This window comes from Methanoculleus sp. 10, from assembly GCF_913757945.1.
Classification (GTDB): Archaea; Halobacteriota; Methanomicrobia; order Methanomicrobiales; family Methanoculleaceae; genus Methanoculleus.
In genome coordinates this window covers 130,494-144,817 of sequence record NZ_CAJYDP010000005.1, presented here as the reverse complement: position 1 = coordinate 144,817, position 14,324 = coordinate 130,494, and the positions used below count along the sequence as shown (strand labels likewise).

Genomic DNA, 14,324 nt, shown 5'->3' with positions numbered 1-14,324 from the left:
ATTTCTTGTTACGCCGGCGATCCTGGTGGAAACCGGTTCCCGGGTTGGTTGTGAAGGGCAGGCCCCCTACCCGATCAGCTTCACGAGCCCGTGCCGGGGTTCGAGCACCTCGCCGCCCCGTTTCAGCTGGTCGATGGTGTGCTCAACCTTGTCGCGGGAGAAACCCTGCTGCACCAGGATGTCGATGACCTCGTCGACCCTTGCCTGGCCGCCGGAGTCGCCGGAGACGTTCCGGATCGTCTCCTTGACCGACCGGATGATGTCGCGCTGCGACTTCGTGACCCCGGTCACGAGCTTGTCGATATCGAAGCTTCCCGTCTCGGCATCGTAGGCGACCTGCCGGAGACAGGCGTCGACGATCTTCAAGATCCGGTCGGTGTCCTCGGTGTCGACGGTGTTTGAGAGGCGCATCCGGGCGCTCGCCTCCGCAAGCCGGACCTGCGCCTCGAGCTGCCGGGCGGTGACCGGGACGGGCTTGTTCCCGCTCGCGAGATTTCGCAGGCGCATGTAGTAGGCGATCAGCGCCTCCTTTGCCCCGTCGGAGAGGATGGGGAAGCAGGTCCGTTTGGCGTAGGCGATGTACTTCCGGAGCAGCGTTGGGTCGATATCGGGGGTGACGGGCGCAAGCGCACGCTGGATGTACTCGTCGTTGACGTCCGGCAGCGGCGCGTATGCGTGCTGCTTGAGCAGCTCGCCGACGCTGTGGGTCTTGATGATGTGCTGCGCGATCGCCCCGTCGCGCTGGGCCTCCGGTTGATCGGTCATCACGAAGATGAGATCGAACCGGGAGAGGAGCGAGGGGGGCATGTCGATCTGCTCGCCGATCGGGACGAACTGGTCGAACCGCCCGAGTTTTGGGTTCGCCGCTCCAAGGAGGGCGCACCGGGACTTCAGGGTCGCGGTGATGCCGGCTTTTGCGACCGAGATCGAGTTGCCGCACCAGATTGGGATGCCGTTGCGCCGGACGTAGAGCGTGTGGTTCGGGACTTCAAGGCAGTAGATCATACCCGAATAGGGCCGCGTCTCGATATGCCGCTGTCCGTTTGTGTTTACGTTCGGCTCGTTCTGGCCGTCGCGGATGATGGTCACCTGGTAGATGTCGTGGGTCGCGGCCGATGTCCCGCCCTGCGGGTTGGATGTAGGTGTCCCAGCTTCCCGCATGAGATGGACGTTCCCGGACCACCCCTTCTTCAGCAGGAGCTCGGTGACGTCGTCGGCGAGCCTCTTTGAGGAAGTGGTGTATACCGAGACCCCGGTCGTCTTGTTGACGTAGCCGTCCCCGAGCATGAGCGCGTCGAGGAGCACCTCGATCTGCTCCGGGGGGAGGCTTTTCGCGTAATCGGGGACGTATTTCTCGTGGCATTTGCCGAACGGTGCAAGGTGCTCTGCGAGCTGCTTTGCGTTGATCGCGAAATTTATCCCGTCGTAGGAGAACCGGAACGGCAGCCGCTCAAGACACCGCCTGATCTTCTCGGCCGATTCAGACATCCTCTGCGATATGACCACGCGGTAAGGGACCCCTGTCTGATAGTGCCACTGGACTGAGCCTTCGGAGAGGAAGTAGCCCAGGAACTCAAGCCAGTCGTCCATCCCGACAAGGATGGGGTCGGTAAGCCTCCCCGCGGAGTTCTGGTTCGCGAACTTGACGGCGGGCGGGATCTCATACGTATCCTGCGGCTCGCCCTCCCAGACGGCGTTCTTCTTGAACCGCATCCTCTTGTGGATGGGGATCTCGTCCATGCGGATGAACCCGAACCCCTCCCACTCGTCGGCACGCCGGTTCAGGTTGACGTACATCCGGTGGTTCGGCGTGACCGCGAGGTCTACCTGCCGTGATTTGACGTAGTACAGCTCCCCGTCGTATTCCGACGCCACGAGATTAGACGGGGCTGCGTACTCGAGCCTCCCGTCGGGGGAGAGCGTCGCAACACGGTCATCTGTGGTTACGTCCTGGAATAACTTCCACCCGGCCTCGGTGAGGACCTCAGTCTCGTCGTCGTAGCACTGCTGCTCCATCGCCTCGTGGAGCGCGCTCCTATCCTCCTTCGCCATCTTGTCCATCTCGTCGACGGCGGCGATCCCCATATCGGCAAGGACCAGGGCACCGGCCTCGAGCGTCCAGCGGCCGTCACCGAACTCATCTTTGACGGCCGTTGCCGTCAGCCCGGCGGAGGTCGACGACTTGCCGCTCGTGTAGATCCCGCGGGGCGAGAGCTTCACGACGTAGCGGAGGATCTGACTCTTTGCTATACCCGGGTCCCCGACCAGGAGGACATGGATGTCGCCGCGGAGACGGGAGCCGTCCGGCATCTCCTTCGCGATGCCGCCGAAGAGCTGGAGCGCGATCGCCTCCTTCACGTCGTCGGTCCCGTAGATCGTCGGCGCGATCGACCGGGCGATCTTTTTGTAGATCAGGGGATCGCGGGCGAGCGCTTTGATCTTCGCCTCGTCCTCCTCGGTGATCGAGACCTCCTCGAACTCCTTCTCGGCGATCTCGATGGAGTTGCACTCAAGGTAGATGTCAAAGAGCGTGCTCTTCTGACCGTAGTTGACCCTCTGCACCGACCGCAGGATACCGTTCACCACCACCCGGTCACCCGGTGCGACCTGGCCGGTGAGGTCGTCGGTGGCGTCGACATCGAGCGTCTGGGGCTGCTCCCCGCCCCGGAGACCTTCCGGCGACTCCTGGATCCGGAGTTTCTGGGTATCGACGAACCGGCACCGGTTCATGACCAGATCAAGGCGGGTCTTCCTCTCACAGTTCGGGCAGAAGTCGGGCTCATCGAACCGCCCGTAGCCCTGGGGGACCGGATCGGTGTTCTTATTGCAGGAACGGCACCGGAAGACCGCACTGACGATCCGGGGGCGCACCTCGGTCGTCTTTCTGAGGATCCCCTCGATGGCGACGAAGGTGTTGATCTGGTCGGCCCGGATATCCCTGACATCGGTCTTCTGCGGCAGGTTCGTGAACCGGATGTTGATCAGTTCCGGGTCCTGACCATCTTTGAGTTTGAGGAGTTTGTTCTGGACGATCGCATCCCGGATGTCGCCGAGAACCTTCCCCGGGCTCCGCAGGAGCTCGAACGCGAGCCTGTTGTTTAAGATCTTCCGAAAATCGATGTAAAGCGACCGCTTATGCGGGTACTCACGGGAGAGCTCGGCGAGCTCCCGCTTGAACTGCTTCTTTAAGATCTTCGTCCACTCACCGACGACGTCGGTGACCTCGACGGTTACCTCTTCGGGCACGGCCGGAGCCCCTCACCGGTGCTCCCCTGCGGCGAGGACGAACCGGGCGAGCAGCGCCTCCATCTGGATGTCGCTGCTTGCCCCTTCCGAGAGGCGGAAGTCCGTCTCGCCAAGGGCGTCGATCAGTCTCACTTTGAGTGCTCGGTCGATATCGCGCCGGACAAGCGCCCGGTAGCACTGGTTGATCAGTTCGTTCGGGGCGATGCCCCGGCCGCGGGTCAGGTCGGAGAGAGCCTGCTCGGCCTCATCGAATTTCCCTGCCAGCGCGAGGTCGAGGAGTTCGTCGATCTCCGCGGGGCGGGCGGTCGCGGTGATCTCGTAGATCAACCCTTCGTCGATCGCGGGGCGGAGGATGGCGGCACCCTGCAGGGCGTTGATGGCCTTCCTCATATCCCCGGAGGCGACGTAGACGATGGCGTCGAGCGCTCCTTCCGTGACAGTGAGCCCCTCGATTGCGGCGATCCTCGTGATCTCCTCGATGACCGCCTCCCGGTCAAGCGGCCTGAACCGGTAGATGGCGCACCGGCTCTGGATGGGGTCGATGATCTTTGAAGAGTAGTTGCATGAGAGGATGAATCGGCAGGTGCGGGCGTAGGTCTCCATCGTCCTCCGGAGGGCGGCCTGCGCGTCCGTGGTGAGCGCGTCCGCCTCATCGAGGAAGAGGATCTTGAACTGCGCGCCGGCAAGCGGCGACGTCCGGGCGAACTGCTTGATCTGGTTCCTGACGACGTCGATGCCGCGCTCGTCGGATGCATTCATCTCCCGGAAGTTCGTCTGCCACGATTCACCGAAGAACTCCCGCGCGAGCGCCACGGCGGCGGTCGTCTTCCCGATCCCGGCGCTGCCGGTGAAGAGGAGGTGCGGCAGGTTGCCGGTCTTCACGTAGGATTGGAGGCGCACCACGATCTCCTTCTGCCCGACCATCTCGTCAAGTATCCGGGGCCGATACTTCTCTATCCAGATGGTGTGGTTACCGTCCATTTGCATGGGAGTATTGGTGCTCGCGCATCGTAAAAGCATCGACATCGCTTCGATGATCCTTTTTAGAGGGTTGGAAGAGAATGGATAAGGTACAGATACTGCGGAAACACCTGGAGTTCGCGTGGAAACCGGCCCCGCCCGGAAGACCCCCGGTGATCCGGGGCGCCTGATACGCCCACGCAATCCGGGCGTGCCCCTCTGCGGCAACGCGAGCGGCCGCACGTTGCCGCAACGATCGCAAAGACCGCGGGGTGATCGACGCTCCGCCTCACGCACCAGAACCCCGCATGAAGGCAGCTTGACGCACCCAGGGACAGACGACTGACATGGAACCTGCAGAACGGGTATTTGCGCGGGACTTCGCCGCCGCGCGGTATACGGCGGACTCCGGAGACGGCCGGAACGGTTCGTACGTGGTGACGCCCACTGGCGCCTGGTGCCGCCGTCTCTTCATCGTCGGTGCCCTCACCGAGCGCAGGGGGAGCGGCGACATCGTGCAGGCCCGGGTCGCCGACCCCACCGGCACGTTCAGGGTCTCGACGGATTGGCAGAACCCGGACGCGGGTGAGACGCTCAGGCATATCGAACCGCCGGCGTTCGTTGCCGTCACCGGCCGGGCAACACTCATCGGTTCCGGGCCGCGGGCGTACGCAACGGTAGACGCCGAGGCGCTCTGTGTGGTCAACCGCACCGTCCGCGACCTCTGGGTGCAGAAGACCGCCGGCGCGACGCTCGACCGCCTTATAGCGCTCGAGGAGGTTCTTTTGGGCGGCGGCGACGAGCGGGCCGCAACCGCCCTCAGGCTCTACGGGACGACAGGGGAAGAGATCCGGGATATGGCCGGGATGGTGCGTACGGCGCTTGCAAGCGTCCGCCCGGAGATCATTTTCGGCGATATCGGGCCGGTCGCCGGGCGCGACCTCCTCCTTGCCACGCTCGAAGAAGAGGGCGGTGCCCGGGGCATCGCGGTCGAGGACGCCGTCGCTGCCGGGGTGCGGGCCGGCCTCTCCGCGCGGGAGGCACGAAGAGCACTCGAGGAACTCCTTGCTGCAGGTGAATGTTACCAGCCTGCATCGGGCATGATAAAACTGATATAACACGGTATGCACCTGCACTTTATCGAGAGCGGCCCTGCCCTCCTGGTCGAGCAGGACCGGCGCGTGCTCGTCGTCGCCGACCTGCACATGGGGATCGAGTCGGGCCTTGAGCGCCACGGCGTCCACATAACGAGCCGGAGCGCCGCCCGGACCGCCCGGGTCGTCGCCTGCATCGAGGAGACGGAGCCCGACCTCCTCCTCCTCCTCGGCGACGTCAAGCACAACGTCCCGGTGACGAGCAGGCAGGAGTACCGGGAACTCCCCGGCATCCTTGAGGTGTTCCGGGACAGGGTGCCGCTCGCCGTCGCCCCGGGAAACCACGACGGCGGCATCGGGCGGTTCCTCGAACCCGGCGAACTCCTGCCCCCCGGCGGCGCGGTCATCGACGGTGTCGGCTACCTCCACGGGCACACCCGCCCCGATCCCGGACTCTTCGGCCGCCTCGTCGTCCTCGGCCACCACCACCCGGTCGTCTCGCTCGTGGATGCCGTCGGGTGCGCCGCACGCGCCCGGCCGGCCTACCTCTACTCGGGGCTTGAGGGGGGGTGCGAGGCGGAGACGCCCCCCGGGAGCCGCACCCGGCTCCTCTTCGTCCCTGCCTTCAACGAGTTTGCGGGAGGCATCGACGTCGGGCGGCTCCCGGAGAGCGGGCTTGGCCCCCTCTCCCGTTGCATAGACAAAAAGACCGCGGAGGTGTTCTTAGCAGATGGCACGTACGTCGGCTCCCCGGCCACGCTCTATCCCGCAGACGGCAGGTGAACTCCTTAGCCCCGCGGTCCGCGAGGTCGTCCGGAAGCGCGGGTTTACCACGCTCTCCGAGGCGCAGGAGCAGGCCATCCCGCTCCTCCTCCAGGGCAAAAACCTGGTCCTGGTGGCCCCGACCGGCACGGGGAAGACCGAGAGCGCGATGCTCCCGGTCTTTGACCGGCTTTGCGCGACTCCCGGCCCGGGGTTTAAGGCAATCTACATCACTCCTCTCCGGTCCCTGAACCGGGACATCCTCGCGCGGATGGAGTGGTGGTGCCGGGAGCTCGGACTCTCGGCCGGTGTCCGGCACGGGGATACACCGCAGAACGAGCGGCGGAAACAGGCGCTCAATCCCCCGGATCTCCTGATCACGACACCGGAGTCCCTGCAGGCGCTCTTCATGGGCAAACGTCTCCGGGAGCACTTAAAGAACGTCAGGTACGTCGTCGTCGATGAGATCCACGAACTCGCCGACAGCAAGCGGGGAGCCCAGCTCGCGGTGGCGCTCGAACGCCTGGCCGCCTACACGAGGGGGTTCCAGCGGATCGGCCTCTCGGCGACCGTCGGGAACCCGGACGAGATAGGGCGGTTCCTCTGCGGGGCCCGGGCGTTCTCGCTAGTCGAGGTGCCGGTGGCGAGCCACCTCGAGATCGGCGTCCGGTTTGCCGGGGAGGACTTCGCCGCCCAGACGCGGGCCGTCGGGGAGTGCCTCGACGCTCCGGGATCCACCCTTGTCTTTGTCAACACCCGGGTGACCGCCGAGGCCCTCGGGCACGAGCTCTATCCCCGCGGCGACGTCGAGGTCCACCACGGCTCGCTCTCGCGGGACGTCAGGGTCGAGGCCGAAGAGCGGTTCAGGAATGGCGAGATCCGGACACTCATCGCCACATCGTCGATGGAACTCGGGATCGATATCGGGCACATCGAGCACGTCATCCAGTTCGGTTCTCCCCGGCAGGTCTCGCGCCTGGTGCAGCGGGTCGGCCGGGCCGGCCACCAGCTCGACGCCGTCTCGCGTGGCACCGTCCTCGCCATGGGGTTTGATGACCTTCTTGAGTCGCTCGTGATTGCACGCCGGGCGAAGGCAAACGAGTGCGAGCGGATCGTCCCGCCCGCCGGCGCCGCCGACGTGCTCGCAAACCAGGTGGCGGCGATCGCGGTCGAGTACGGCGAGATCGAGGTCTCCCGCGTCCGGGAGATAGTCGAGCGGTCGGGTGTCTTTGCCGGGTGCGGCTCCCTCCTTGACGCCGTCTGCCGCCAGATGGCGGAGCACCGGCTGATCCGGCTCGACGGGACCCGGATCGTCCGGACGGGGCGCGCCCGGCGCTACCTCATCGAGAACCTCTCGATGATCCACGACGAGCGGAAGATGGAGATCTTCGATATTGTCTCGCGCCGCACGGTCGGTACCCTGGACGAGTCGTTCGTCCTCGGCTGGATGCACACCGGCGCGGTCTTCATCACAAAAGGCCAGCTCTGGCAGGTGCTCGAGATCGAGGGCGGGCGGATCACGGTCGAGCCGGCCGCCCGGGCAAGAGGGGAGGTCCCGTCGTGGGAAGGCGAGCAGATCCCGGTGCCGTTCGCCGTCGCCCGGGAAGTCGGGGCGCTCCGGAGGACCCGGGCGTTCTCCCGCTACTCCGATATCCCGGCGGCGATCCGGTACGCAGAGCGGTTCATCGCCCGGATGGACGACGGCCATTACCCGGTCCCCTCGGACCGCCTCATCACCCTCGAGGAGACGGACGAGGGCGTGGTCTGCAACGTCTGTGGGGGTCACAAGGCGAACGAGGCGCTGGCCCGGGCGCTCTCGGTCCTCCTCTCAGCCCGGTACGGGACGACGGTCGGGATCGAGGTCGGCGCCTACCGGTTCCTCCTGCGCCTGCCGCCGACCGTCCGCTCGCTTGAGGTAGAGGAGACCCTCGCGACGCTCGAGCCCGCGCACCTCCCGGGGGTCCTGAAACTCGCCTTGAAGCGGACGGCGCTCTTTAAATGGAAACTCGTGCAGGTGGCAAAGAAGTTCGGCGCCATCGATGCGGATGCCGACTACGAGCGGTTCAGCATCCACCGGCTCATCGACCTCTTCGACGAGACCGTCATCGCGGCTGAGGCCTACCGGGAGCTTTTCAGCAACTCCATGGACGTGGACGCGGCGCAGGAGATCCTCCTCGCGGTTCGCGACGGCCGGATTGCCGTCACCACGGGAAGGTTGAGCCCGCTCGGGAGTGAAGGGCTCTCCTCGTCGCGGGATATGATCCCGCCGCCGCTCGTTGACCAGGCAGTGATCGGGACGCTCGTGCGGCGCCTGGAAAAAGAAGACGTCATCCTCTTCTGCATGCACTGCCGGAAGTGGAAGAGTCGGACCGTCGTCGAACGGGTCCCCGACCGGCCGCAGTGCCCGCTCTGCAACGCCCGCCTCATCGCGGCGCTGAAACCCTGGGACGAACAGTTCATCCCGGCGATGAGGAAGAAGGAGAAGACGGAGGAGGAGCGGGCGGTCGAGGTCCGGTTCCTCAGGAATGCAAACATCGTCCTCTCCAGTGGGAAGAAGGCAGTGACCGCCCTCGCCGCAAAGGGCGTCGGCCCGGAGGCGGCGTCCCGGGTCCTCGCAACCCTGGCCGAAGGGGACGCGTTCTACCGCGAGATCCTGAAGGCCGAGCGTAACTACGTCAAGACGCACCGGTTCTGGTAGGGCGTCGCAGGCGCGCAGTTACAGGAGAAACGACCAGAGTTTTAAAAGCCCGTTATAGTGCTGTGGGGACTACCGCAAGCAGGGGGGAGGGGACAGGGGAGGTGATGCTCCCCCCGGCTTGAGCCGGGGGCTTTCTTGCACCCCGAAAACCCCGGATCTGTAAATCATCCCAAGCAGGCAGACCGCATCCCTGCAAAAACTTGAGGCCTCCGGTGAACCCCTCTCGAAAAAAGTCGGAAAAACGGGATTTACATAATAGTTTCGAGCCGCTGCTCCAGGAAGTCAAGCCCTTTCTTGATATCCTCGATGTTTTTTCCGCCGGTCAGGATAATCTTGCCGGAACTGAAGAGAAGGGCGACGATCTTCGGGTCCTCGATACGGTAGACAAGCCCCGGAAACTGTTCGGGTTCGTACTCGATGTTCTCAAGGTTGAGGGTGATGACCACCTTATTTAAATTGATGTACCTGCCCATATCGTACGAACAGACGATGTTCGTGACCGCGACCTGCGGTTCGTCGTAAGTATCGATGCCGGCATCCCGGAGCGAATGCATGATGATATCGAGGCCAGCATGGAGATCCTCCTTGTTCCTGATACCGGTGAGCACCACTTTCCCCGAAGAGAATATCAGGGACGCAATCTTGGGTTTCTCGATGCGATAGACCGCTCCCGGGAACCTCTTCGTATTCAGCTCACAGTTTTTTATTTTATTAGATACTTTTTCGAGGTCGATCGAGTCGGCAATCACCCCGGAAGCAACGATGTTCTCAATTTTCAGTGACTCGTATCCCTTCTCATCCATCGATATGAGTATCATTTTTCGGACCATAATACTAATGGATAATCTTTATGGGCATTCCGAATATGGAGCGCCCATCAGCGTCGTGAATTCTTTAAACCATAGACGCGCAAACTTTTATTGATCACGGTATGACAGATGACGAGCAAAAAGTAGCATCCTACGAAGACCTCTGCGCGAATTTCAAGATAGATGTCCCTGAATACTATAACTTCGGTTTTGATGTGATCGACGCATGGGCGAAGAAGGACCGGAACAAACTGGCGATGATCTGGACCGACCAGAAAGGAAACGAGAAGAAATACACCTTCTTTGACCTCATGCGCCTCTCCAACCAGGCCGTCAACATCTGCATAAAATACGGCATCAAGAAGGGCGATCGGGTCATGCTGATGCTGCCCCGTGCCCCCGAATGGTGGATCTTCACCATCGCCCTCATCAAGATCGGCGCGGTATATTGCCCCGCAACGACGATGCTGACCCCAAAAGACCTGAAATACCGCATCCAGGCGGCTGACATCAGGATGATCATCACCATGGCCGAGTATGCGGAGAAGGTCGAGGAGATCCGGGAAGAGTGCCCCACGCTCGCGGTCCGGCTCATGATCGACGGCACCAGGGACGGGTGGGTCAGCTACCCCGTCGAACTCGACTACCCCGCGCCCTGCTCACACAAACTGGTGAGCCTCCCCGGCATGCACCGGACCAGATCCTCAGACCCGCTGCTGCTCTTCTTCACCTCCGGCACCACAGGTGAGCCCAAGATGGTGGTCCACGACCACACCTACCCTCTGGGACACCTCGTCACCGCGCAGCTGTGGCATGACCTGCATCCAAACGACCTCCACCTGACGATCTCCGATACCGGGTGGGGCAAGAGCGCGTGGGGGAAACTCTACGGCCAGTGGATCGTCGGCGCGTGCATCTTCGTCTACGACATCCGCGGCCGGTTTCACGCCACCGAGATCCTGCCGCTGCTGGAGCGGTACGGGATCACGACCTTCTGCTGTCCCCCGACCATCTACCGGATGCTGATCCTCGCGGACCTTGACAAGTTCGACCTCGCCGATATGCGCCACTGCTGTAGCGCCGGTGAGCCCCTCAACCCCGAGGTCATCCGGGCGTGGAAGGAAGGAACGGGCCGGACGATCTACGAGGGCTACGGGCAGACCGAGACGGTGCTCTGCATCGGGACGTTCCCCGGCATGAAGTGCAAACCCGGCTCTATGGGGAAACCGGCGCCGGGCTGGCAGATCGAGCTCCACGACGACGACGGGAACCCCGTCGGTGTAGGGGAGGAAGGGCGCATCGCGATCAAACTGGACCCGCGTCCGGTCGGGCTCTTCCGCGGCTACTTAAACAACGAGGAGGAGAACCACAGGGTCTTCCAGAACGGGTTCTACTACACCGGCGACAAGGCATGCATGGACGAGGACGGTTACTTCTGGTTCATCGGCCGCGACGACGACGTCATCAAGTCGTCCGGTTACCGGATCGGGCCGTTCGAGGTGGAGAGCGCGCTCATGGAGCACCCGGCCGTCCAGGAGGCGGCGGTCGTCGGGTCGCCGGATGTGATCCGGGGCCTGATAGTCAAGGCGTTCATCATCCTCAAACCCGGGTACCGCCCCTCGGAGTCCCTCGTCAAGGACATCCAGAAGTATGTCAAACGGGTGACGGCCCCCTACAAGTACCCCCGCGCGATCGAGTTCGTGGAGTCGCTCCCGAAGACGATCTCCGGCAAGATCAAGCGCTATGAACTCCGCGAGAAGGAGATGAGACAGTTTATGGACAACAACTCCCATAACTCCAAGCCCTCCCGGAAGTGCGGGGAGTGAACACCTTTATTTTGTTGAAGGTACTACAATATTAGGCGCGAGGGTTGCCAAGCCAGGTCAAAGGCGCTAGGTTCAGGGCCTAGTCTCGTAGGAGTTCGCCGGTTCGAATCCGGCTCCTCGCATCTTCTCTTTCCTGTTTTGTGGATGCTGCCCGGCTAACAAAATCGTAGGGCGTTTTGGGATACTCAAAAAGAGGTACGGTTATTTGACCCTGCCAAACTCCTTGCTCACATCTGCCGCAGACTGGTAAGTCTTGTCCTCGAACATCTCAAGGACCTGGATCACCGCGTCAGGCGCATCGTGCTTCCGGGCATGACTGATCAGGTCCTGCTTTCCGGCAGGATAGTCTATGCCTCCAAGGTACTTCTGGAACGCGGATGCGCTCAGTTTTTCTACGGAGGCAGCCTGGGCTGCAGATGCCAGTCCGCCTTTAACCGAAGGTCTTTCTTCTGCCATGCTTCTCACCACCTGTTTGACTGCACCCCGCACAGCGGGACACGCCTGACCCATAGCTCCTGGTGAATAAAAATGTTGCCGTGTTTTCCGGCTGAAAAACCGACGATACGCTGGAGGAATAATTTCAGTCAGGGATAGCAGCCGGCCTGTGCAGGGCGCCGGGAGACGGCATGCCCGGTTGAAGCTCACCCTCCCGGAGAAGGCGGCCTGAAACCCGGTCAGCGATGGGGTGCCTGCCCTCCCTCACGCCTCCCCTTCCTTCCGGAAGAGGAAGAAGTGGTGACCGCTCCTAAATTTCATCGCCCGCCCGGCCAGGAGGTCGCAGCGGACACTTGCTGCTGTGACCCATCGCAGGCCCGGTGCGGGCGAGGCCGCGGCCGGCCCGTACAGCGCCCTCTGCACCCTTGAGTAGGCCCAGAAGAGCGGCGATGCGTTGGTTATGGAATGATGCCGGAGATGCAGCCCCCCCTTCTTGAATGCCTCGATGTAAAATCCGGGCGTCCGGTAGAGCGCCCGTCCCTGGTAGTATCCTTCACTCTCGACAAGGAGGCTCCCTGACCGGTTCACCTGTTCGATGACGGCGACATACCCGCCGGGTTTTGTCACGCGACAGAACTCCGCGATCGTTCTTTCTGCCCCGGCATCGGTGAGGATGTACTTGAGGACCCAGACGCAGTTCACCAGGTCGAAGGAGTCGTCGGGAAACGGCGCCTCGTCACCGGGAACGATGAAACCGACATTCTGGACCCCCTGCTCCGACGCGAGCCGCCGGGCTGCGCTCACCATTGCAGGCGAGAGATCGACCCCGACGACACGGGCTACCCTTGGTGCGAACCAGAATGCCCACCGGCCGTTCCCGCACCCGAAATCGAGAACCGTAAGATCCTCTCTGAGCGGAAGAACACGGGCGTAGAGGGCTTTCTGCGTGGAATCGATGTAGTGGTTATAGGTATCGTCTCTCCCTATAACCGCCCGCAGCGGATAGTCAGCGTGTTCGCCACGGAGAGCATCCAGGGGGTTTTCTGCCCCGGGTGTGCCGGACCCGATTGCGCATCACCAACCCCGGTATACCCGGCCGCACCTATATAATGAATAGCCACGGGCCGGCTCCGCCGCCGGGTGAGGGGACTCCGCGGAGCCTCCCCACCGGCAATCCGCTCCACTTCGGTCCGGCCGCCTCAGGGGCACGGCTCCCGGGAGGGGTGACAGCGGAGGCGTGCCAGGAGCATGCGCGCCGGTCAACCGGAGACGAGGTTCTCTCGAACCCCGATTCTTTAAAAAAGGGATATTCGGAGTGCTGCTCTTCCGGGGGAGATCTCAGTACCGCCGGAAGTCGCTTCTTGGTCTCGGGGGCCGGGCCTCATCGATCTTCAAGGTGCGGCCTTCGAATACCGTGTTATTCAGGGCGTCTTTTGCCTTCTCAGCCTCTTCCGGGCTGGACATCTCAACGAACCCGAACCCTTTGCGCTCGATGACTCTGACGTCGTTTACCGTCCCGTACTGGCCAAACAATTCTTTCAACTGCTCTTCATTTACCGAGTAGGTGAGGTTTCCGACGTACAGCTTGCTGCTTTCCATTCAAAGATCCTCTTCACACATGTACGCTCAAACCTTAATTACTCTTCGGAGAAATCCACGGGCGCCGGTCCGGGGCCGACTCCCCCGGTGCAGGAAGCACGTGGTGAGGGTGGTGTGCATTCCCCGGAAGGCGGGGACGGTGCCCGGGCGTGCCCCGGAGTGCGACCCTCCAAAGGGTGCGAAAACCGATCGGTACCCTCCCCCTTTGAGCGTACCGGTGATTGGGAATCGTTGCACCAGTACCGCGCCGGTTTATCCCGGGTGAGACGGGCCGCATGAGAGCGTGCGGCACCGCCTGCCACGCAGGCCGGGGTGGCGGGAACACGCTCACCGGCTCACCCCGGGCCCCGGCGGAACGGCTCGGGCAGGCGGGAGGCATAGGACGCGGTAAGCGCCCTCGATACGCCTGTCCTTCCTCACCAGGCCCGGATTGAAGAGATTTTCCCGGAATAGATACATTAATGGTGGCCCGGGTCATTAGTATACACCTCCAGGAAAAATCGGCAGGCAGCCGCGTCGCCGCCTGTCACGGAGTTGATGAACTGACAAATACACGAGGATCACAGAACAGCGGAAGCGAAGAGATAGTACGGGTACGATTACCGAAGAAACGAAACCGGGAATTATTCGGCCGGGCCGACCTGATGCTCGGGGCAAACCACATCCGTGTCCGTTGCGAGGACGGCGTCACGCGGATGGGGCGGATCAAGGGCAAGATCAAGAAGCGACTCTGGATACGCGAAGGCGATCTCCTGATTGTTGTTCCCTGGAGTTTCCAGGATGAGAAGTGCGATATCGTCTATCGTTACATCAGGCCCCAGGTGGACTGGCTCAAGAAGCATAACTACCTCAGCCAATAACGTCTTCTCAGCGACGGCCGAGACGCCGTCGCCGG

General features: G+C 62.7%; 11 protein-coding genes and 1 tRNA gene. 6 read left to right on the top strand and 6 right to left on the bottom strand.

Going from position 1 to position 14,324, the window contains the following annotated elements:
* Nucleotides 1-66: 66 nt before the first annotated feature.
* Both QZ408_RS07470 and QZ408_RS07465 read right to left on the bottom strand, forming a co-directional pair.
* Nucleotides 67-3,246, bottom strand: a complete 3,180-nt coding sequence (locus tag QZ408_RS07470; protein ID WP_292490624.1) for an LAGLIDADG family homing endonuclease — start codon at nucleotides 3,244-3,246, stop codon at nucleotides 67-69.
* 12 nt (nucleotides 3,247-3,258) lie between these two features.
* Nucleotides 3,259-4,227: a replication factor C small subunit gene (locus QZ408_RS07465; protein ID WP_292490623.1), complete on the bottom strand. Its 969-nt coding sequence runs from the start codon at nucleotides 4,225-4,227 to the stop codon at nucleotides 3,259-3,261.
* A 326-nt stretch (nucleotides 4,228-4,553) separates the two neighbouring features.
* Between QZ408_RS07465 and QZ408_RS07460 the strand changes: the two genes are divergently transcribed.
* The 3 genes from QZ408_RS07460 to QZ408_RS07450 are packed head-to-tail and all read left to right on the top strand — an operon-like array spanning nucleotide 4,554 to nucleotide 8,760.
* Nucleotides 4,554-5,324: a hypothetical protein gene (locus QZ408_RS07460; RefSeq protein WP_292490621.1), complete on the top strand. Its 771-nt coding sequence runs from the start codon at nucleotides 4,554-4,556 to the stop codon at nucleotides 5,322-5,324.
* Nucleotides 5,325-5,330: 6 nt separating this feature from the next.
* On the top strand, nucleotides 5,331-6,083 hold the full coding sequence (locus tag QZ408_RS07455; protein WP_292490620.1) for a metallophosphoesterase: 753 nt from the start codon (nucleotides 5,331-5,333) through the stop codon (nucleotides 6,081-6,083).
* Nucleotides 6,031-8,760: a DEAD/DEAH box helicase gene (locus QZ408_RS07450; RefSeq protein WP_292490619.1), complete on the top strand. Its 2,730-nt coding sequence runs from the start codon at nucleotides 6,031-6,033 to the stop codon at nucleotides 8,758-8,760. The genes QZ408_RS07455 and QZ408_RS07450 overlap by 53 nt, the downstream gene beginning before the upstream one ends.
* Nucleotides 8,761-9,008: 248 nt before the next feature.
* Here QZ408_RS07450 and QZ408_RS07445 read toward each other — a convergent pair whose 3' ends face one another.
* Nucleotides 9,009-9,563 carry a TATA-box-binding protein gene (locus tag QZ408_RS07445; protein ID WP_292490617.1) on the bottom strand — a complete coding sequence of 185 codons (555 nt, stop codon included), beginning with the start codon at nucleotides 9,561-9,563 and terminating at the stop codon, nucleotides 9,009-9,011.
* Between the two features lie 128 nt (nucleotides 9,564-9,691).
* Here QZ408_RS07445 and QZ408_RS07440 point away from each other — a divergent pair, with 128 nt between their 5' ends.
* Together QZ408_RS07440 and QZ408_RS07435 are read left to right on the top strand one after the other, a co-directional pair.
* Complete coding sequence (locus tag QZ408_RS07440; protein ID WP_292490616.1) at nucleotides 9,692-11,395, top strand: AMP-binding protein; 1,704 nt, start codon at nucleotides 9,692-9,694, stop codon at nucleotides 11,393-11,395.
* Between the two features lie 37 nt (nucleotides 11,396-11,432).
* Nucleotides 11,433-11,517, top strand: a tRNA-Leu gene (locus QZ408_RS07435).
* A gap of 79 nt (nucleotides 11,518-11,596) precedes the next feature.
* Here the strand turns inward: QZ408_RS07435 and QZ408_RS07430 are convergent.
* From QZ408_RS07430 to QZ408_RS07420, 3 genes are all read right to left on the bottom strand, one after another.
* Nucleotides 11,597-11,851 carry a DUF2795 domain-containing protein gene (locus QZ408_RS07430; protein WP_292490615.1) on the bottom strand — a complete coding sequence of 85 codons (255 nt, stop codon included), beginning with the start codon at nucleotides 11,849-11,851 and terminating at the stop codon, nucleotides 11,597-11,599.
* 243 nt (nucleotides 11,852-12,094) lie between these two features.
* Nucleotides 12,095-12,787 carry a class I SAM-dependent methyltransferase gene (locus tag QZ408_RS07425; protein ID WP_292490726.1) on the bottom strand — a complete coding sequence of 231 codons (693 nt, stop codon included), beginning with the start codon at nucleotides 12,785-12,787 and terminating at the stop codon, nucleotides 12,095-12,097.
* A 381-nt stretch (nucleotides 12,788-13,168) separates the two neighbouring features.
* On the bottom strand, nucleotides 13,169-13,429 hold the full coding sequence (locus QZ408_RS07420; protein ID WP_292490614.1) for an RNA-binding protein: 261 nt from the start codon (nucleotides 13,427-13,429) through the stop codon (nucleotides 13,169-13,171).
* A gap of 461 nt (nucleotides 13,430-13,890) precedes the next feature.
* Here QZ408_RS07420 and eif1A point away from each other — a divergent pair, with 461 nt between their 5' ends.
* Nucleotides 13,891-14,289 carry a translation initiation factor eIF-1A gene (gene eif1A / locus QZ408_RS07415; RefSeq protein ID WP_365995752.1) on the top strand — a complete coding sequence of 133 codons (399 nt, stop codon included), beginning with the start codon at nucleotides 13,891-13,893 and terminating at the stop codon, nucleotides 14,287-14,289.
* Nucleotides 14,290-14,324 lie beyond the last annotated feature (35 nt).